This is a genomic window from Psychroserpens sp. AS72, assembly GCF_038900375.1.
GTDB lineage: Bacteria > Bacteroidota > Bacteroidia > Flavobacteriales > Flavobacteriaceae > Psychroserpens.
Genome location: NZ_JBBMRC010000003.1, coordinates 69,517 through 90,474 on the forward strand (window position 1 = coordinate 69,517; position 20,958 = coordinate 90,474).

Consider the following 20,958-nt stretch of genomic DNA (forward strand, 5'->3'; position numbering starts at 1 on the left):
TCATAAAGGCTATTTTTCTCTAAATTCACAACAAATTCAATCGACAAACCATTACAAAATGGTTAAATTTGTTACTTCATACCGAGACCAATTATTATAATTTATTTTTAATATAAAATGAACAGTAAAACAACTAACAAAGCCATCTACATAGCGACTACAGAACCCAACAGTGGTAAGTCTTTAATCTCATTAGGTCTCATGCAATTGTTATTGGGAAAAGCAGCAAAAGTAGGTTATTTTAGACCTATTATTGACGATTTAAAATCTGGTGAGATAGATAATCATATCCATACAGTGATTAGTTATTTTAATCTCGATTTAAAGTTTGAAGACGCTTATGGCTATACCAGAAGTGAAGTCATTAAAAAGAAAAACGAGAATAAGGATGATGAGATTATTGGTAAGATAATAGATAAATTTAAAGCTATTGAAGAACGTTTTGATTTTGTGTTAGTAGAAGGCAGTAGCTTTGTTGGTGAAGGTGCAATTATAGAATTTGATATCAATGTTTTAATTGCCAAAAATTTAGGAGTACCTGCTATTATTTTAGCTTCAGGAAAAGGTAAAACATTAGACGAACTCGTCAATAATTTATACATGGCTTATGACTCTTTTAAAGATAAAGGCGTTGAAGTGCTATCTGTAATGGCTAATAAAGTAGATCCACAAAATATAGATCTAGTTGTCAACGAATTAAAAAAAGTGTTACCTCCTAGTATCATAGCTAATGCTATACCATTAAATCCAAAATTATCTAATCCGTCAATTAAAGAAATTGTTGATGCTTTAGGTGCTAAAGTACTTTTTGGAGACAGTCATATCAACAATCAAGCAGGTAGTTTTAGTGTTGGTGCTATGCAACTACGTAATTATTTAACCCATATAAAAGATGATGGATTGGTTATTACTCCTGGTGACAGAGCCGATATTATTTTAGGAGCTTTACAAGCTAATGTTTCTGATAATTATCCTATGGTTTCCGGTATTGTGCTCACTGGTGGACTTATTCCAGAAGATACTATTATTAAACTAATTGAAGGACTTTCAGATATTGTACCGATTATTTCTACGGAAGGCGGAACATTTTCCGTAGCAAATCATATTGGTACTATTAAATCAAAAATTTATGCTGAAAACACAGATAAGATTCGAATGTCTATTAACGATTTTGAACAATATGTAGAAGTAGATACACTTGTAGAACGACTGATTACTTTTAAAACTAAAGGTGTAACACCTAGAATGTTTCAGTATAACCTATTGAAAGAAGCAAAATCAAACAAAAAACATATTGTGTTACCAGAAGGTTTAGATGAACGTGTATTGAAAGCTACAAAACAATTGATAGATTTAGACGCAGTGAACATCACTTTATTAGGCGACAAAAAACAAATTGAAGAGAAAATTATAGCTTTAGATTTGGCTTTAGATATCAACCAAATTACAGTGATTAATCCAATTGAATCGCCTCAGTTTAATGCGTATGCAGAAACTTTATATGAATTGCGTAAACATAAAAACGTCAATTTAGCAATGGCAAAAGATTTAATGGAAGATGTGTCTTACTACGGAACCATGATGGTGCATAAAGGCGATGCAGATGGTATGGTTTCTGGTGCTGTTCATACCACACAACATACAATTAGACCTGCGCTTCAATTTATCAAAACAAAACCAGAGACGTCTATTGTATCTTCTGTCTTTTTTATGTGCTTAGAAGATCGTGTTTCGGTATATGGAGATTGTGCAATTAATCCAAATCCTACTGCAGAGCAATTATCTGAAATTGCAATTTCTTCTGCAAAAACAAGTATTGCCTTTGGCATAGAACCTAAAATAGCAATGCTCTCCTACTCTTCTGGTACGTCTGGAGTTGGTGAAGATGTAGAAAAAGTAAGAGCTGCTACAGCACTAATTAAAATAAAACGTCCAGATTTAAAAGTAGAAGGTCCTATACAATATGATGCTGCTGTTGATATCAATGTTGGTAAAACTAAATTACCACAATCTGAAGTTGCAGGTCAGGCCAATGTGTTTATTTTTCCAGATTTAAACACTGGAAACAACACATATAAAGCTGTACAAAGAGAAACGAAAGCACTAGCTATTGGACCAATTATACAAGGTCTTAACAAACCCGTTAACGATTTGAGTAGAGGTTGTACAACAGATGACATTTTTAATACAGTAATTGTAACGGCTATTCAAGCACAAGACTTATAAAATAAAAAAGATGAATATTTTAGTCATTAATTCTGGTAGCTCTTCCATAAAATTTCAATTAATTCAAATGCCTTCGGAAACTTTAGTTTGCAGTGGATTGGTAGAACGTATTGGAGAAAAGGATGGCATCATAAATTATATAACGGATAGTAATAACATAAAACTAACCTGTCCTATTAAAAATCATAATGTAGGTTTAAAACGAATTGTAGAATTATTATTAGATCCTGAAAAAGGCGTTATTGAAAACACCGACGATATAGGTATTGTAGGTCATCGTGTGGTTCATGGTGGAAACTCTTTTTCTAATACAACGCTCATTTCCGAAGACGTGAAACAAAAAATAAAAGAGATTTCTGCTTTAGCACCTTTACATAATCCGAATAATTTAGAAGGAATTGTGGTTGCAGAAGCGCTTTTTCCTAATGCAAAACAAGCCGCAATTTTTGATACTGCGTTTTTTCAAACCTTACCAGAAAAAGCAAAAAGGTATGCCATCCCTAATTCGTTATATACAGATCATAACATTCAGGTTTATGGATTTCATGGCACAAGTCATAAATATGTCACAGAAAAAGCACTGCAGTATTTAAAATTAAAAACATCTAAAATTATTACCATTCACTTAGGGAATGGTTGCAGTATGACTGCTGTTGTAAACGGAAAGAGTGTTGATCATAGTTTAGGTTTTACACCTTCAAACGGTTTAATTATGGGAACAAGAAGTGGTGATATAGATCATGCCATTGTATTTTACTTAGTTACTGTTTTAGGTTTTGATTTAGATAAAGTCAATACATTATTAACTAAAGAAAGTGGTATGTTAGGTTTAACAGGTTATAACGATTTAAGAGATATCCAAGCACAAGCCGAAAAAGGAAATAAAGACTGTAAACTTGCTCTAGCAATGAATGCGTACAGAATTAAAAAATATATTGGAGCTTATGTTGCAGCAATGAATGGTATAGATGCTATTGTTTTTACAGCAGGAATTGGCGAAAACTCCAGTGTGATTAGACAATTGGTTTGTGAGGATATGGATGTCTTCGGAATTCATTTAGATGCGGTTAAAAATAACCTCAGATCGTCAAACATCAGAGAAATTAATACTACAGATTCTAAAACTAAAGTACTGGTAATACCTACAAATGAAGAATTAGAAATTGCAAAACAGGCATATGAGTTGGTGCATTAATTTTGGAGTTTACTAAAATAAAGAAAAGGTGCTCATCAGAACACCTTTAGTAATTACATTAAATTAATTTCAATTTATATGTGAAATGTATTTGAAAAATTTTGAGGTCCACTCATCATACTTTTCAAAAAATTAAAAACTTTTCTTTTTGTTGTTTTAACTGTTGTATTTTTCATTTGGGTTTTATTTTAATGTTTAATGAGAACTAACTATCTCTGGTGCAAATTTCCGAAGAAAAATATCATATTAACTACACATTTTTATCACATATGTATTCTATTTTAACAAGTGATATGAAACTGTTGAGTTTCTTTGGTAAAATGTAATACTTTTCAAGAGAAGTTGTAAATAAATTACATGAAAAAGAATTAACTTATATATCTTATAAATTAATTACAAATCGCATAATGACATGAGTAAACGCCATACGAACTATTCTAGACGGGAATTTGCTAAGCTATCAACAATGGGTTTAGCCAGTTTACCACTTCTGTCTTTCCAAAATGTATGGAATAAAAAAAGTTCTATAGCTTCGGAAAAGCTTAATATTCATTTGTTTTCTAAACATTTACAATTTCTTGATTATAATGATATGTCTGCAGCTGCTGCAGAAATGGGTTTTGACGGTTTAGATTTAACAGTACGACGAAAAGGCCATGTATTACCAGAACATGTGGTAGATGATTTACCAAAAGCTGTCGAAGCGATGACATCTCATGGTCTTAATCCAAAAATGATGAGTACTAATGTTTGGGATGCTAGCAATAGTGTGAATATAACTGTTTTAGAAACAGCAAGTCAATTGGGTTTTACTCATTATCGTACAGATTGGTTGACATATCCAGAAGATAAATCAATTACTGAAAGTCAGGTCTTATTTGGGAAACAAGCAAAGGATTTAGAAATTCTAAATAAAAAACTTGGACTTATTGGTGGTTATCAAAATCATGCAGGAAAGCATGTTGGTGCTCCAATTTGGGATCTTCTCCCAATTTTAGAAGTAACAAAAGGTAAACATATAGGTTGTCAATATGATATTAGACATGCTGTTGTTGAAGGTGGTGAAAGTTGGGAACTTGGATTAAGACGCATAAAACCTTTTATTAATTCTATAGTAATTAAGGATTTTAAATGGGGAATTGTAGATGGAAAATGGAAACTAATCAATGTTCCATTAGGTGAAGGTATGGTTGACTTTAATCGGTATTTTTCATTACTTAAAAAATATAAAATTAACGTTCCTGTGTCTTTACACACTGAGTATGAATTAGGAGGTGCTGAAAAAGGTCATAGTAAAATAAACATGAAAGAAGAAACTGTTTTTGGGTTTATAAAAAAGGATTTAGAATTTATTAAAGAGATTTGGAAACGAGCAGAATAACATTAAAATAAAAGCTCCAGAATTAACTGGAGCTTTATATACATTATTCAAATATTGAATGTTTCTTTTTAGCGATTTTATAAATCAATTACTTTATGTTTCATCCAATTGTGCTTGCTTAAATATAAGTACATAAAGTCAAATTTAAAACATCAATATTATCTAAATATGATGCTAAATTAGCATTCAAATTCATTATTTTCTTCGGAAATATTAAATGTTGCAATTACCGTCCGTTTTAAGACGTTTGCATCTTTTGCTCAAATCTAACAACGATAAATTCCGCAGGTCTAATCATAGCAACAAATATTTCAACAATCATATTACCTTCTTGAATATCTAAACTAGTCATTGTACTACCCAATCCAACTCTAACTCCATAAGCTTGACGTGGTGTCGCACCTGCTAAAGCACCTTCTCGCCAATATGCATTTAAATAGTTTTCAATCATGCTTTGAACAGCAACCCAAGTATTAGAAGTATTAGGCTCGAAAATAAATTGACGAATGGCTAATTTTATAGATTCTTCAATTGTGAGGACTGTACGTTTCACATTAATATATCTCCATTCATTACTATTGCCATCTAAAGTTCGTGCTCCCCAAACAATGATACCTCTACCAATAAAAGAACGTATGGCATTAATTGATTTTCCAGAGATAGAATCTACATTTAAATCTTGTTGATCGTGAGAGGGAATTTCAACTGACGGACTACTAACATTAGATACACTAATGTTTGCTGGAGCATTCCAAACACCTCTATCTGCATCAACTCTTGTATATATTCCTGCCATAGCTGCTGAAGGTGGCAGTACATTTGAAACTTCTAGTATGCCATCTATGATTGCAACATAGTTTGGACTGAGTAGTTGAAGTCCAGAATTGAGGTCTTTTTTTTCAACTTCTGTAGGATCATTGAGTTCTAAATAATGTTCTATTAAATTGGCAACATTTGTTTCTGGTAATAGTTCTGCTAATGTGTTTAAACCTAAATTAATGTTTTCAAAAGTAATGCTACTCCTTGGTGTCGTAATTGTATGAAGCCAAGGATAATATGCTGCACCATAACTTAAATATTCTGTTCCGATATATGTTCTAAAATTTGTGATCACATCATCAGGATCTCCAATTCCTGTTCTAGCTTTAAAACCGTTGTGAATATCCAAAATTGTTATTCTGTTTTTCATTTCGGCACAATGCTCAAGAACTTTTTGATATAAACTATAGCAATTGTTGGCACTGAGATTCACAGCATCAGGAACGACAATAATAGTAGGTTCTTCCTCATTTTTTAATGCATTTAATCCTTCAAAAGGATTCGAGTTAGGTGACGTACCAAGTAACTCATCGACATCGATATCTATTGATGATTGATTTTCATAAGTTCCAACAGATACAATGTAACAATCATCACCTCCATTTGCATAAAAGAACTTTAAACTTTTGTACATAAAAGCTTTGTTATTATTTGCGTAATCTATGACTTTGTCAGTTCCGCTGATATTTATAATTGGTCTAGTTTCATTAGGTTCTGGATTTAAAATATCAAACGTAGATTTAAAGTCCTCTCCAAAAATTTGGATAAATTCGAACATCGAGCTAATTCTGACAGGCTTATTGAGTACAGACAAACCATTATGAAATGCTTTTTCTGTATAACCAATAAACGCAGGTATTGCAGTTGCTCCTTGTGTGATTGATGCAGAATGCGCATTAACTTCTTCTATATAAACTCCAGGAGCTTTATATGTTGCAGCCATAATTTTTAAGTTGATTTCTATAAAAATAAGCAATTATACATTTAAAAATAGATTTCAACTCATTCATAATTAGATTTGTACATGTTATTTAACAAAAAAAGCCCATCACATTGTGATGGACTTTCCAATTTTTGGTTAAGCGTATATTAAATAACTTTTACGTTAATTGCGTTTAATCCTTTTTTTCCTTCTGTAAGATCAAATTCAACTTCGTCGCCTTCGCGAACTTCATCGATTAATCCTGAAATGTGTACAAAGTGATCTTTGTCTGAACCTTCTTCTGTTATAAATCCGAAGCCTTTAGCATCGTTGAAGAATTTTACTGTTCCTTTACTCATAATTGTAATATAATTTATTTATTAATACTAACTGTAGTTCAATTACTGTGCCACATATTATTAACGTGCCAATTTCCGAAGGGCAACCCATTGTTTAAGCATTTCTCTTGAGTCTACTGCTGGATATCCTAAAACTGTTTTGCCTGCTTGTACATCATTCATAACACCAGAACCTGCGCCAACTGTAGCTCCAGAATGTATAGTTGTGTGATCTTTTATTGAAGCACTTCCTCCAATGATTACACCATCTCCAAGCGTCACAGAACCTGCTAAACCACTACTTCCTGCCATAATACAAGAACGACCTAATACACAATTATGCGCAATTTGAACTAGGTTATCAATCTTACATCCATCGCCAAGTATTGTAGAACTAAATTTTCCGCGGTCAACACAAGAATTAGCACCAATTTCAACAGCATTTCCTATGACAACGTTTCCTATATGTGGAATTTTAACCAATCCTCTGCCATCATCACTAGGACGATATCCAAAACCATCTGCTCCAATACTCACATTAGTATGAAAAATACAATGGCTTCCAATCACAGAACGTTCTCTAATCACTGTACCAGACCAAATGGTGGTTTGATCACCAATAGTGGTTTCATCCAAAATAGTCACATTTGGATATATGATTACACCTTTACCAATCACAACATCTTTACCAATATAACTACCTGCTCCTACTTTACAGCCTTCTCCAATTGTTGCCGAAGCATCAATAACTGCTGTTGGATGAATATCTGTTTCAAAATGTGGTGCAGTTGGCGTGAATTCTTCTAATAATTTAGCCATCGCTAAATCGGCATTTTTAACTTTGATAATGACTCTGTTTTCTCCAGGTTCTAAATCAATATTATCATTGGCAATTGCTAAAGAGGCTTTAGAATCTGGCCACATAGCTGCATATTTTCGGTTTCCTATAAACGTTGCTTGTGTATTATTTGCTTTTTTGATTTGCTCTAATCCTGAAATTTTATGTGAGGTTTCACCTAAAACTTCTCCGTTTAATAAGGTGTTTATCTCTTGTATAGTCAATGACTTCATTGGTATGATTTTAAATTTTGAATTGTTAATGACCCACAAGATAGTAAATCGTTAGACATATTTTAAAAATCTTTTCTTCGGAAATTCTTCAGATAATAGAAAAAGTAAAGTTGAGTTTAAGGACGTAAATACATTCTATATTTAGGCCTCTAATTTTAAAATGATCTAAAAACAAGAAATTGAAACCCTATATTACAAACGTTCTAATCGAGATTTGTAACCTGCTAAGTCGTTTTCAAATCCATAAACAATATTTCCGTAGAGATTCACATACAAAAACCGTAATGAAGCTATTTTAGATTTAAATTTATCACTACTCAAATACCGAATACAATCGTCTTTACATTTATAGTCTGTGATTAATTCAACATACCAATCTTCGGTTTTTTCAATTTCAGATAAATTAGCAGTTAATTTCTCATAGATTATATTTTCAATATCATTTATATTCTTAGCATACAATTTATACATACTGCTCACTGCAATAAGTTCTTTAGACCGTGCACTATTATCTAGAGTTGCATTATCTATTAAATTAATAGCAGTTTGATCTAAAGGCAAATCATAGACATCATATAATAATGTACTAACCATAGAATTACTTTTAACTTTTGACCTATCATAATCGCGATCTAAAGCTTTTAAATAAATGTTTTGAATGGTATCTAAATCGTTTTGAAATGCCTTAGTTTTTTGAATATCTTTTTTAATTTGTAAAATAACTTTTTTGGTAAGCTCACTATTGATGTTGGCTAATTGCCTGTTATTATTCCAGTTATTAATACCCAAAGCAATGAGAATCCCAATAATTACAAGTAGAATTTCACCAAAAGCATAGGTTAAATATTTGCTTAATCTTGAGCCTCTTAATACTTGAAATCGTTTTTTATGGAATAGCTTCATATAATATGATCGTGTTTGGTTTGCTTGTATGTTGTGTGGTTAAACAACTAATTTAGTAAATAAAAACCGAATAGAAAATCAGAGTAGATTTTCTTAATTAGATAACAGCAAACTAATAAATATAAAGAGTTTTAGCTTTAATTTTTAATTTTTCTAATCGGTTTGATGAGACACTACTTTAAGTCCGACAACTGAGATAATTAATGTTGAAATGAAAAATAGACGCCAAAATGTTGCAGGTTCTTTAAAGATGAATATTCCAACCAAAACTGTTCCTACAGCACCAATACCTGTCCAAACTGCATATGCTGTACCAATTGGTAATTGTTGCGTTACTTTTATAAGAAGTAGCATACTTATTACTAAACACACCAAGAAACCCATGTACCAATACGTTGATTCATTTCCTGTTGCTTCTTTTGCTTTTCCTAAGCAAGCTGCAAAAGCAACTTCAAAAAGTCCAGCAATTATTAATAATATCCAGTTCATTTATGTTTTTTCTGTGTTAATACAGTGATTTTTTATTTCGAAAATTCATTTAAAACAGCCATTGCTTTGTCTGTGTCTTTTATATCAACAAAAATATGATCGTGATAATACGCAGCTACCACATTGCAACTAATTCCATTATCTGATAATGCTTTTGAAAATGCAGCTGTTAATCCAACTGCTTCTAAAGAAGAATGAACTGTAAGTGTAATCCAGGATGCGACATAAGAATACTCTAAATTTAGTTGGTCTGCGACTTCCTTTTTAGCAATAATGGTAATACTTTCTTCTTCTTTAAAAGTCATAATAACTTGGCTCAAGTTAATGTGATCCAAATGTTCTGTTTTACAAAATACAAATTCGCCTACATTGTGTTTAGGTTTCATTGATTTTAAAAGGACATCTAATTTTTTTTCTCCGTTCATTTATATTATATGATATTATCAATAATTTGGTCAATTTCCTTATTTGTATTAGAAATCAATTTGACTATTACGGTGTACCATCAACCTTAAAAGTAGTTCATAATTTTGAAATCTTAGATTTAATTACTGCTAACCTACATTTAAGATTTTATCTAGTAAATAGAAATAATCAACTAGCTATATACGATGATACCTGTTAACTTTTTAATTTAACTTATTTAATTCATTCTCTATTTCTAAGTGTATCTGATCTAACTGTTGGGAATATTTGTCTGTGTCTTCTTTAATTGTTTTTCGGAATAACTCAAAAGCCTGAATCCTTAGTTCTGAGTATTTTAAAAGTATTTCATTTTGTTCTATTAAATCAGATGGTAAATCCCCTAAATTATTAGTATTATTAATGATTTCAATATTTTCTATCCATTTAGGAATAGTCTTTTCATCTAACTCTTGAATAAGGGAATGTGAAGTTTCTGTATTTATATGGTCATAAAAAATTAATGATTCATTTTCGTTTTTTGAGAATTTTGATATTTGGGTATCATACTTTTCATAAAGTTCATTGTCTGTTGAAAAATAAGCATATCCGAATAAACCAATTCCTATTATTAAAAGTGAGACAAATCCTATTCCTGCGGCTCTCCATCCAGAAAAGAATGAGTTACCATTTTCTTTATGATTCTTTAAAATAACACCTTGTTTACGTTCTACAATCCATAATATAATTCCTGTATAAATTAAGGGAATTATCATACTTGGAATTTTGTCAATTATGTCTTCGGGAACCAGAAATATTCCTACAAAAAGTACTATAGTAGCTATAATACCGATTATTAAAGATTTTCGTCCTTCATCTGGTTTATTTAAAGCATTGAAATTTTCATTAATCATATATCCAGCAGCTAAAGGGCCACCCAAAAAGGTTGCTCCTCCTATTGCTCTAGTTGAATGAAGTTTGATGTCTTTAGTCTTATTATTAATTATCGTTTCAGTTTCTGTCATTATTTTAGCTTGTAGGTAACACGTTCGTTTATGATTAGTTATTTTGGATAGGTCTAAAATAATAAAAGAAAGCGAGCCAGACGGAAATCTTTAGGATTTTACAGTTACACTTCAGTTTTTAATTTTCAGGAGTGTTCCAAATAAATCCAATATGCCAAACTTTCTTGTTGTTTTCATCCATGTTATACTCCCATAATATTAATATTTCAGGATAGTTTTCAGAAATGAACCATTTAGCATTTTTCCTAGACAAGTCAACATTTTGCTGAGTTTCTTTAAAATGATATTTTGTTAGTTCTTTTTCAAAACTAGAAACCATATCATTATTTCTTGTTAAGAAAGATGAATTTAATGAACCATCATTTGATAAAGAAAAGTTTACCCTTATTTCCTTCTGTCCAATATCAGTCAATCCACATTTAAAATGAGTATAATAAGTGAATGTTGGCATTACCTTTTTTTCATTGAAACAAAATCCATAAGGTGTAATAAATTCAGAAAACTTTGAAGGCGTATCACATGTTTTAGTGGCATCCAGTATTGTTTTTAATTCAATAGTTTGAGCAAAAGTATTTACTGAGGTTACAATAAGTAGTATTAATGCTAAGTAGAGTGATTTATTCATTTTAATTGGCTTTAATGATAGAAACATAACTAAACTATTAAAAAGATTTTATTGTTTTAACCTTTTAACATCTAATTAACAGCCAGTACTTTAGTTAAATTTTATTGTTGTTATGAATACACAAAAAGCCTTTTTATTTATTCAAAAAGTGAAGATGTATTTTGGTGTTCCGGTTTTATATTATAATGATGTTTTCAAATGACATACATACCAAGCAATTAGATATACAAGTTGTTGTATATAGTTTTATTCTTTTATGTTTTTTGGTTCAATAGTCATAAAAGCAACTAAGATACTATCTTTAGTATACTTTAAATTTGCTAAAAAATGCTGATCACTATTTTTAATAAAATTTTGAAGATTATTATTTGCATATTGACGAAAATGGATATCATAAGCTTCTGGTTTAGCTCCAGAAACAGTTGAGTGTATGTGACGATTATCATCAGTGTTGCCATAATCACCAGGTAAAACAGTTTTTACAAAAATCCTACCTTTTTTGTCTGTTATTGCAAATGCATTTAGTCTTGCTGTTGATTCATTATTAGGATCTATTTGTTCATATTCACCTTGAGCTGTAGCTTGATAAAAAAATACTTTTTGATTATTTATTATTTCTTTTGTTTCTTTAGTTATATAAGTTAAACAAAGCACTAGTTGCTTACCATTCTCATTTTCATTAGCTATTGTAGCAATATTATCATTATTCAGTTTCTTGAATTCAGTAAGAATTTTTTCTTCATCTGAATTAATCAATGGTATTGCTCTATCTATTGTGCAACTTAAATTTATAAAAATAAGGCAGATTAAAATTATCCTCATAGCATTTAGTTCAATATACCGAAAACGTGTTTGTGTTTTTATTATTTTTTAATTTCATCTCTAATCAATGAAATTAGTTCATTAATTGATTGCTCTATATGAATAAGATTGTTTTTATTAAACGATAACATTCCATAGATGTCTCTAGCTTCCGAAGCTAGTTCAAAGTAGTGCTTTTCAAAAAGTTCTGGTGTTGTACTTTGAGCAATAGTTAGTTCTGGTGCAAATTCCACAACTTGTCCGATTTTTTCTCTTATTACAGAACCCAATTCATTATGATATTTGTTGTCAATTTGGGAATCTAAATCTTCATAAGCTTTATATTGATAATCGTAAAGATTAATAAGTAACGACTTTATTTTATCGGATTTTATTAAATCAAAACCATTGTTTGAAGTAAGTAAGTTATAAACTCCAGATTTTGGAATAAAACTTCTGCCTGTATTCCCAAAAACCATTAAATAATTGTTAAGATTTTCTTCATTAAGTTCTAAAAGCTCTGTGTTCTTTTCTAATGGAATGATTTTACGTAGTACTTCTAATCCTATCATATTCCTTTCAATAGTTTTTTGAACTGTAATTGAGTCTTGCTCTAGCGATGTAAGCAAATTGAGATAGATTTCTTTCGCTAAATGTGTGGCTTGCCTATCCTCATTCCAATTATTAATAGATAATGCAATTAAAATCCCAATAACCACAAGTATTATTTCGCCAATTGCATATGTTAGATATTTTCCAAACTTATTTTCAGTCAGCATTTTTTGTCTAATTTTTCTAAAGAATTTTATCATATTTATTTCCCGAGAAAGCGGGAATCTTATTGGTTGGTCATTATAAAGTCACAACGTGTTAGTATATGGTTACTTCGTTGGCTAAGACTAAATTAGCAAAAGAAAACGAACCTAAGAGGAATCCGTAGGGTTTTCAGAGTATGCACAAAACGAGTCATTAATTATTCACGGTTTTACCCACAGTTATTTCTTTCGAGTTATATAATATAAATTCCAAGTTCCTGAATTAGATTCTATAATGTCAGGAAATCCATCGTTATTTATATCTCCAATTTCTATATTATAAGTATCGTCTTTTAAGTCATCTCGTAAACCAATTTCTATAAATTCGCCATTTTCTTGACCTAAATAAACATAGTTTCGTTCCTCCGAGTTTCCCTCGATAATGTCTAAATATCCATCCTTGTTCAAATCTGCTACTTTAATCGATAACGTTGAGCGTTCTGTTTTGAAATCATAAACTCTTTTAAAATTCAAATTTTTGTCTCCAAAATAAATACTGTTTTTTGAACCTAAATTTCCTACTACGACATCTAAAAATCCGTCTTTGTCAAAATCTGCAATGTCAATAGAACGCGATTCATCTTCTTCATTCCCAAATTCTATTACTTTTAAAAAATTCTGTTTTCCATCATTTATAAAAATTTTATTTTTACTCTGTCGTTCTGCTGTAATTAAATCCAAAAATCCGTCTTTGTTTATATCAACGATTTTCGTTTGAATTGTTTGGTCAGATTGGTTACCATAAGTGATGATATTTTCAAAGTTGCCTTTTGTATCGTTAAGGCAAATTTCGTTTTCGGCTTTTCTATTTGAAAGTACTAGGTCAAAATCTCCATCATTGTCAATATCCACAATTTCAAGATGTCGTGTAGGTGATATTGAGCCAAAAGAAATTTCTTTATCGAAATTTTGATTGGCTGAACCAAAATAAATTTTATTATTAATGTTGTCATTAGCTACAGCAATATCCATAAACCCATCATTGTTTAAATCGGCACTTTTCACAGAATAAGAAGCGTCAAGAAAAATTCCAATAGGTTGGGCTAATTTGAAACCTCCTTTTCCGTCATTGTAGTAAATATAATTCTGTTCTGCCCAATGTCTTCCATTAGCTACAAGTGCATCTAAATCTCCATCTTGGTCAACATCTGATAATGTTATTGAAGCAGTTCGGTTGGATTGAGTGCCAATGGAAAAAAATCCATCTCTATTAACAAACGAGATATTTTGAGAAAATCCATTTAACGAAATTCCAATAATTATAATAATGAATATGTTTTTTTGCATTTCAGTCTTAATTGTGCAAGTTGTTGTGTGCAGTTTTTACTTTATTATTATCTGAATCTAGTATTAATAGTTAGAATATTATATTACCTGAACAGGCAAGTGTTTCGTAATTGCAGCCCTGACTATGATTTTCAGTTTGTGAAGTGTACATAGACGTGCCAACATAATTTGTGCCATCATATACTCCGTTAAACTCATATACTTGAGTATTTTCTAACTCTTCTTGAACAGAATTACAAACTTGACTTGTAGTTCCAATTTTTTCAACAATAAATGTTAGATTAGTACCATCAAAAGTGTAATTACCAGTACCATAAATTCCATAATTTACACTTCCATCTAGAAAAAAAGTTATATTACTACCGCCTATAACACCACCACCATCACAATTTAGATTACCGTTACTAATAAAAGTACTAAAATTAAGACTAACTTGATTTTTACTGCCTGACCAGTTTCCATTCATATTTAATTCATTGTTATTCCATGTACCTGAAGCATTATTTTCAACCATCTCTCCAATAAAAGTGCTACCAGAAGAAACATTACCTAGCGTTGCTGTTAAAATTCCATTTAAGCTAATATTGCCAGAGATATTAAATGATTGATTGAAAATTGTAGATGTTGCAGTTCCTGATACTATACCATATTGACTTACATCAATATTCCAAGTTCCATTATCATTTCCTGAATAAGTACCTACCCAATTGCCTTGAAAATTATTGATCAAACAGATTTGACCGTCGCATAAATCTATCTCTAATTCTGAAGTATCCTCAAGCATATCCAAAATTAAATCTTCATTGCTACATATGAATTGAGAATAATTAGGACTACATGCATTATTTTGTGAAAATGATGAACTTCTGCTAAAGTTGCAAACATCATTAAAGACACAGTTATAAACTGGGAAATCTTCTGGGTTATTGTCTATCCAATAGATTATTCCAGCAATTATAGCAATTGTTACTGCGGCAGCAAGCCATGACGATTGAGAGGCTTGAGAGTTTCTATTTGAATTTTCTGAAAGAAATTTGATATGCTCAAGAACATCTATATTTTGGTTTAAAGTATTTGATAGAATAATATCATCAGCAGAATCTTCTATAAATGCATAACTATCTAATTCACTCGTATTGTCGTTTTGTGATGTTTCAGCTTCCGTACCATAATATAATGTTCCATTTTCGTATATCAAGTAGGCTATATTTGATAGGCTTCCACTTGTTGTGTTTTGTTGGTATATAGAATTAATATTTCCATTTTCATTAAAAGAAATTATAGTAGATGTATCTGAACCATCATCACCTACTAAATGAGAAAGTCTTTCTATATTACCTTGATTATCAAATTTAAAATAAGAGGTAACTTGAAAATCTTCACTTGGCATATATATAGATTTTGGGGCAATAGCATTAATAGAATTGTCAAGTCTAATAATTCGGGCTTCGAAATTTGTAATTGGCTTGTTATCGTCTTCTGAACAAGAAAACGTAAAAGCTAATAAGATAATTATCAGTAAAGTAAATGATTTTTTCATAATAATAAGTTATTGATTAATAGCTTGTTAAAAGTAAGGGAATTATTATTAACATAAATACCCAATAATAGGTATTCGTTTCTCAAATTGCACACAACGTGTTGTGTATGGCTAGTTGCGTTGTTTCAGCAACTAACTTATTAAAAAAGCGTGAACCTTTGAGAAATCCGTAGGATTTTCCAAGTAGGTAAGAACCAAGCATTTATTTTTATACGTTGTTGTGCTTTCGTTATTTTTATTGCTGTTCAATTTCTTTTTGAATTATACTATTCAACTTATTAAGTTCATTATATCTATATTCTAAAGCGCTTTTATACCTTGTTCTCATTGCAATAATGGATTTTATAATACTCAAGTAAGTTTTGTCTTGTTTTAATTCTTCATAGTTATTAGGTTTCATTGAAATAAAATTATAAGAATTAAAAAGGGACTGAATATGTGGTAAAACTATATTTGACTTATAATCCTGAAATCTATTTTCTATAACTTGTATATAATCGTATGTATAACCGTTTACTTTTGAGGCATAGAATCGAATCGAATCATTTGATATAAAATACATTCCCTCTTCCTTAGCCATTTCGAATGCCATTTTATTTGGTGATAAAGACCAAAGCCTTAATGATTGCATAAAATGTTTATTTAAAGAATCATGATATTCTGCTTTATTTTCTATATGCTGTATTATGAGATAAGATGACCTTTGGCTTACGTTAATAGAATCTAAGGCATTATTCATCTCTTCAATATCTTGGCTTACATCAACAGACAATTCTGAAATGACCTTTCTTTCAAAAATAGAATCTTTGCGTGATTCATTCCAATTATTAAGTTGAAGTGCTATCAAAATTCCAATTACAACTAGTATAATTTCTCCAATAGCATATTTAAAATACTTTCCAGTTTTATTTTCCATCAGTAAATTTTGTCTAATTTTTTTAAAGAATTTTATCATATTTATTTCCCGAGAAAGCGGGAATCTTATTGGTTTATGGTAATGAAGCACAACACACAAATATAACCAATTACCCTAAAACATAAATAAAAAAACACCTTCTCAACATAAGCAAGAAGGTGTTTTAAATCTATTTATTTTGAAAATTTTTAAATCATTTAGGATCTAGAATCTCTTCAATACGTTTTACTAAATCCCTATAATGATATTTAGTCACTGTATTTACTTGTCTATTTCCAGCTGCAGCTACTTGGCGCTTTAAAGTATTAAGTTCTCCACGAACTAAAGCTCTAATATCACTTTGCGACACATTAAAATAATCATCATTTCGTCTCGATTCTAAATCTTCGGTCATGAGAAATTCCATACGATCAACATAAGCACGCTGTAAGTTTCTACGATATACATCTACATTTTTAGTGACATTAGTTTCAGAGAAGACACCTTTTCTCAAATCTTGCATCATAGATAACGCACTGTAATTTGAAGCATCAATACTTTCGTGATCTATTAAACGTCCTAATTTATCAAAACTCAATAAACCATCTAAATACCTGCTTTGTAAACGTCTTAAACGTTCAGTATATCCATTATAATTAATGTTTTGAAGTATCGTTTTATCAACCAACCATTGTGGTGTTTCAAACGCGTTATCATGTAACCATTGCATAGATTGCTGTTGTTTTAACTTCGGAACAGCTTGATAGGCTATTCCGCCTTGGCTTGGTGTAATTAAATGCTCTTCTACACCTCCAACATTTCCTAAAACGTGACCAATATATCTATTATAGCAACCTAATAATTCGCCATACAATTCCTCTAAATCATCATAATTGTTAGTTTGAGTACTCGTCCATTGCGGAAGGTTTTGAGCCACATATTTCAGATTTTTAAGCGCATAATCAGATGCTTTAATGGCATCGTTACCAATATCTTCTGTTTGAGACGTAGGATCAAATCTAGACCGTTGCTTTCCAAAGACATATTTAGCATCTCCTGCTTTGTCCATAATCCATTTATCAAGTGTGGTTTTCTCAGCTTCCGCAGAAAAAGTTCCAGGAATATTACGATAACCCCAATTTATAGCATAATGATCATAAGGTCCAATTTGACGAACAAATCTAATATTTTCATCACCTGGTTGCGCAATATAATTGTAACGTGCATAATCCATAATTGTAGATGCGATACCGAACTCTTGGGTAAAAGTTCCATTTCTATAACTCTCTACATCATACGCTTTACTTGCACTCATATTATGTGGTAAACCTAGCGCATGACCAACCTCATGAGCAATAACCATTTTCATCATTTCACCAATATCTTCTGCAGGAGTATCTAAAGTTCTTGCACTTGGGTTTGCTGCTCCAGTTTCTAATAAATACCGATTTCTATAAGAACGTAAATGATTATGGTACCATATAATATCGCTTTCAATAATTTCACCACTACGAGGATCAGAAACACTTGGACCCATTGCATTTCTAGTTTCACTAGCTACATATCTTATCACAGAATATCTTATGTCTTCTGGACTAAAATCTGGATCTTCTTCTTTTGTTGGTGGATATTTAGCAATAATTGCATTTTTAAAACCCGCACTTTCAAAAGGACCTTGCCAAAGCTCAATGCCTTCTTTTATGTATTTACGTAAACTTTCTGGTGTTGCAGGATCTAGATAATACACGATTGGTTTTATAGGCTCTACCAATTCGCCTCTGGCATAAGCCTCAGGATCTTTTGGTTCTAATCGCCATCTTTGAATGTAAGTTTTACGATCTGCTTTTAATTTTTCACTACCATAATCCACTTGGCTAAATGTAAACCAACCTACACGATCATCTGCAAAACGAGGTTGCATTGGCTCTTCAGGTAATAAAATCATAGATTGATTCATTTGTAAACTTATCGTCTCTGCTGATCTTGATGAAGGTGGTTGCGATGCATTATATGTCATGTCTTGTACGACTTCTATATTCTGCGGAAAACTTTTCATCCCATTAATAAAACTTCGAGAAGCATCCAAGTTTCTAACTTTATAAGTTGTTCTTAAATAGCTTGGCAAACCACTTATAGCTTTGACATCACTACTATAAAATTTAGTCACATCAACTACTATAGCTGTAGAATCTTTACTGAATGCAACAATATCAAAACCGAATAATGTTGGTTCATAATTATTTGATTTTACTGAAATACTAATTGGCAACTCTTCATCTGCTACCGAATTATAAGATCGTTCTTTAATCAAAACTTTTGTATCAAAACGCTCCCAAGCAACAAGTCGCTCACCTGTTTTAGATCCTGCATTGATATAACCACCTCCTAAATTTGCTGGTATTTTTGCAATTCTACTAACAAGTAACATGTCTTTACCCAAATGCTCATTAGGAATTTCGAAATAGTACTTCTCTCCTACTTTATGAACTTTAAATAATCCGTCATCTGTAATAGCTTCTTTGGTGATGACTTTATCATAAGGTTTAATTTTACCTTGATTTTTTTTAGGTGCAGGTTGTACAGCTTCGGTTTTATTCTTTTTATTACGCTTATTTTTTTTGGATTGCGCTTGTTGAGTTAAAGGCATTAAAGAGATTAGTAATGCCAATGCATACAGAAACGTTTTTTTCATTTTTGAGTTGGTTTAATTTGTATAGTTCCTAAAATTAATAAATCGAACTAAAGAAATTATGAATTTCACAAAACTTTAATGTCTTCGTATAGCTTTTAGCAAATGAGACAATAATGATTAGGATAGCGTTACTAAGATTTTCGCTTAGTTTGTAAGTTTGATTAAACTAAAAATAATAAGTATGAAAATCAATTATGAATATAATGATGTTACAGCAAGCGAAAGCTTAGAAACATTTACAGAACAAAAATTAGAATCAATTTTTACACGTTTTGACTTTGTCATTAGAGCAGATGTATTTTTCAAAACTGAGAACACTTCTAGTGATCAAACAGGAATGATTTGTGGTATTAGATTAAGTGCTCCTGGTCCTCGATTATTTGCAGAAGCTTCTCATGATAATTTTAGGGATGCTATTTCAGAAACTGTAAATGAACTCACCAAACAACTAAAAAAAAGAAAAGAAAAAATGAAAACATATTAAATATGTAATCATTTGTTTAGGTGATATTTAAACGAATTTATAAACATGTAATTCTCTTAAAATATTCACAATTTTAATTTTTGATAGTCCGTATGGACTTTAACATCGTAAATATAAACGTAAACCAATTTAAAACTAATTAAACAGTATGAGACGAATTTCAGTAATAGTATTATCAGCTTTATTTTTCACAGCATGTGTTTCTAAAAAGAAATATTTGGCTCTAGAACAAGATAACGGAGAATTAAAGAGTGAACTGACTAAAACTAAGGTTGCAAATGAAGAACTAGAATCTAAGTTTGCTAAAATACAGCAACGTGTTGACAGCTATAATTCTAAAATAAATGAACTTACCAATGACAATAATGCAAAGTTAGTATCTGTTGATGGTGTAGTAATTTCAGAAAATCAAAAAGCAGCAATGCGAGAATCTCTTAAAAATGTTCCTCCTGCTTATATGGCAACTGCAAAAACATTAAAAGATTCTATGAATTTAGCAATGCAATTCAACTTAAAGTCATCATTAGAAAATATTGATGAAGATGAAGATATTGCGATCAATATCGAAGAAACAGTTGTAATGATTTCAATTTCAGATAAAATGTTATTCAATTCTGGAAGCTACAAGATTAGCAACAAAGCGAATGAAATTCTACAAAAAATCGCTAATGTTATTAATTCTGAAGAAAGTTTAGATGTTATGGTAGAAGGTCATACAGATAATAAATTAATGAAAAACACTGCTGCAGTTAAAGATAACTGGGATCTAAGTGTTTTAAGAGCAACTTCTGTTGTTAGAAAATTACAAGATGATTATAATGTTGCACCAGAGCAATTAATTGCTGCAGGTCGTAGCTTTTATAAGCCATTAACAACAAATGACACCAATGAAAATAGAGCGATAAACCGTAGAACACGTATTGTGATTTTACCAAATATTGACAAATTTTTTGCGATGATGTCATCAAAATAAAACTTACTTAACCTATAGTAATTTGTGGTTAATTAATCCTGAAAAAGGCCGTTGTTTCAACGGTCTTTTTTATGT

General features: G+C 30.9%; 19 protein-coding genes. 5 read left to right on the forward strand and 14 right to left on the reverse strand.

Going from position 1 to position 20,958, the window contains the following annotated elements:
- Nucleotides 1-117 precede the first annotated feature (117 nt).
- The 3 genes from pta (at nt 118) to WNY78_RS06525 (ending at nt 4,802) form a co-directional block, all read left to right on the forward strand.
- A complete protein-coding gene (gene pta, locus WNY78_RS06515; RefSeq protein WP_342872389.1) occupies nt 118-2,226 on the forward strand; it encodes a phosphate acetyltransferase in 2,109 nt (702 codons plus the stop codon).
- 10 nt (nt 2,227-2,236) lie between these two features.
- On the forward strand, nt 2,237-3,421 hold the full coding sequence (locus WNY78_RS06520; RefSeq protein WP_342872390.1) for an acetate kinase: 1,185 nt from the start codon (nt 2,237-2,239) through the stop codon (nt 3,419-3,421).
- A gap of 412 nt (nt 3,422-3,833) precedes the next feature.
- Nucleotides 3,834-4,802, forward strand: coding sequence for a TIM barrel protein (locus WNY78_RS06525; RefSeq protein WP_342872391.1), 969 nt, complete (start codon nt 3,834-3,836; stop codon nt 4,800-4,802).
- A 238-nt stretch (nt 4,803-5,040) separates the two neighbouring features.
- On the opposite strand, the gene WNY78_RS06530 is transcribed toward WNY78_RS06525, so the two are convergent.
- The 14 genes from WNY78_RS06530 to WNY78_RS06595 all read right to left on the reverse strand — a co-directional run bounded on the left by WNY78_RS06530 (nt 5,041) and on the right by WNY78_RS06595 (nt 19,426).
- Complete coding sequence (locus WNY78_RS06530; protein ID WP_342872392.1) at nt 5,041-6,564, reverse strand: phage tail sheath C-terminal domain-containing protein; 1,524 nt, start codon at nt 6,562-6,564, stop codon at nt 5,041-5,043.
- 146 nt (nt 6,565-6,710) lie between these two features.
- Nucleotides 6,711-6,902 (reverse strand): cold shock domain-containing protein, encoded by a 192-nt coding sequence (locus WNY78_RS06535; RefSeq protein WP_342872393.1) that lies wholly within the window; start codon nt 6,900-6,902, stop codon nt 6,711-6,713.
- Between the two features lie 60 nt (nt 6,903-6,962).
- Nucleotides 6,963-7,952, reverse strand: coding sequence for a UDP-3-O-(3-hydroxymyristoyl)glucosamine N-acyltransferase (gene lpxD / locus WNY78_RS06540; RefSeq protein WP_342872394.1), 990 nt, complete (start codon nt 7,950-7,952; stop codon nt 6,963-6,965).
- A 192-nt stretch (nt 7,953-8,144) separates the two neighbouring features.
- A complete protein-coding gene (locus tag WNY78_RS06545; RefSeq protein ID WP_342872395.1) occupies nt 8,145-8,855 on the reverse strand; it encodes a hypothetical protein in 711 nt (236 codons plus the stop codon).
- A gap of 153 nt (nt 8,856-9,008) precedes the next feature.
- Nucleotides 9,009-9,344 (reverse strand): multidrug efflux SMR transporter, encoded by a 336-nt coding sequence (locus WNY78_RS06550; protein WP_342872396.1) that lies wholly within the window; start codon nt 9,342-9,344, stop codon nt 9,009-9,011.
- Nucleotides 9,345-9,376: 32 nt separating this feature from the next.
- Nucleotides 9,377-9,769, reverse strand: a complete 393-nt coding sequence (locus tag WNY78_RS06555) for an ACT domain-containing protein (protein WP_342872397.1) — start codon at nt 9,767-9,769, stop codon at nt 9,377-9,379.
- Nucleotides 9,770-9,973: 204 nt separating this feature from the next.
- The gene (locus WNY78_RS06560; RefSeq protein ID WP_342872398.1) at nt 9,974-10,771 is read right to left on the reverse strand and encodes a hypothetical protein; all 798 of its coding nucleotides are present in this window, start codon (nt 10,769-10,771) and stop codon (nt 9,974-9,976) included.
- Nucleotides 10,772-10,889: 118 nt separating this feature from the next.
- Nucleotides 10,890-11,396, reverse strand: a complete 507-nt coding sequence (locus WNY78_RS06565) for a hypothetical protein (protein ID WP_342872399.1) — start codon at nt 11,394-11,396, stop codon at nt 10,890-10,892.
- Between the two features lie 246 nt (nt 11,397-11,642).
- Nucleotides 11,643-12,218: a hypothetical protein gene (locus tag WNY78_RS06570; protein WP_342872400.1), complete on the reverse strand. Its 576-nt coding sequence runs from the start codon at nt 12,216-12,218 to the stop codon at nt 11,643-11,645.
- A gap of 41 nt (nt 12,219-12,259) precedes the next feature.
- On the reverse strand, nt 12,260-13,009 hold the full coding sequence (locus WNY78_RS06575) for a DUF6090 family protein (RefSeq protein WP_342872401.1): 750 nt from the start codon (nt 13,007-13,009) through the stop codon (nt 12,260-12,262).
- Between the two features lie 183 nt (nt 13,010-13,192).
- Nucleotides 13,193-14,299 carry a VCBS repeat-containing protein gene (locus tag WNY78_RS06580; protein ID WP_342872402.1) on the reverse strand — a complete coding sequence of 369 codons (1,107 nt, stop codon included), beginning with the start codon at nt 14,297-14,299 and terminating at the stop codon, nt 13,193-13,195.
- A 70-nt stretch (nt 14,300-14,369) separates the two neighbouring features.
- Nucleotides 14,370-15,839, reverse strand: a complete 1,470-nt coding sequence (locus WNY78_RS06585) for a hypothetical protein (protein ID WP_342872403.1) — start codon at nt 15,837-15,839, stop codon at nt 14,370-14,372.
- A 235-nt stretch (nt 15,840-16,074) separates the two neighbouring features.
- Entirely contained in the window at nt 16,075-16,794 is a 720-nt protein-coding gene (locus WNY78_RS06590; RefSeq protein ID WP_342872404.1) for a hypothetical protein, read from the reverse strand.
- A gap of 154 nt (nt 16,795-16,948) precedes the next feature.
- Nucleotides 16,949-19,426 (reverse strand): zinc-dependent metalloprotease, encoded by a 2,478-nt coding sequence (locus WNY78_RS06595; RefSeq protein ID WP_342872405.1) that lies wholly within the window; start codon nt 19,424-19,426, stop codon nt 16,949-16,951.
- Between the two features lie 181 nt (nt 19,427-19,607).
- On the opposite strand from WNY78_RS06595, the gene raiA reads away from it, so the two are divergent.
- Both raiA and WNY78_RS06605 read left to right on the forward strand, forming a co-directional pair.
- A complete protein-coding gene (gene raiA, locus WNY78_RS06600) occupies nt 19,608-19,910 on the forward strand; it encodes a ribosome-associated translation inhibitor RaiA (protein ID WP_342872406.1) in 303 nt (100 codons plus the stop codon).
- Nucleotides 19,911-20,058: 148 nt separating this feature from the next.
- Complete coding sequence (locus WNY78_RS06605; protein WP_342872407.1) at nt 20,059-20,883, forward strand: OmpA family protein; 825 nt, start codon at nt 20,059-20,061, stop codon at nt 20,881-20,883.
- Nucleotides 20,884-20,958: the final 75 nt, after the last annotated feature.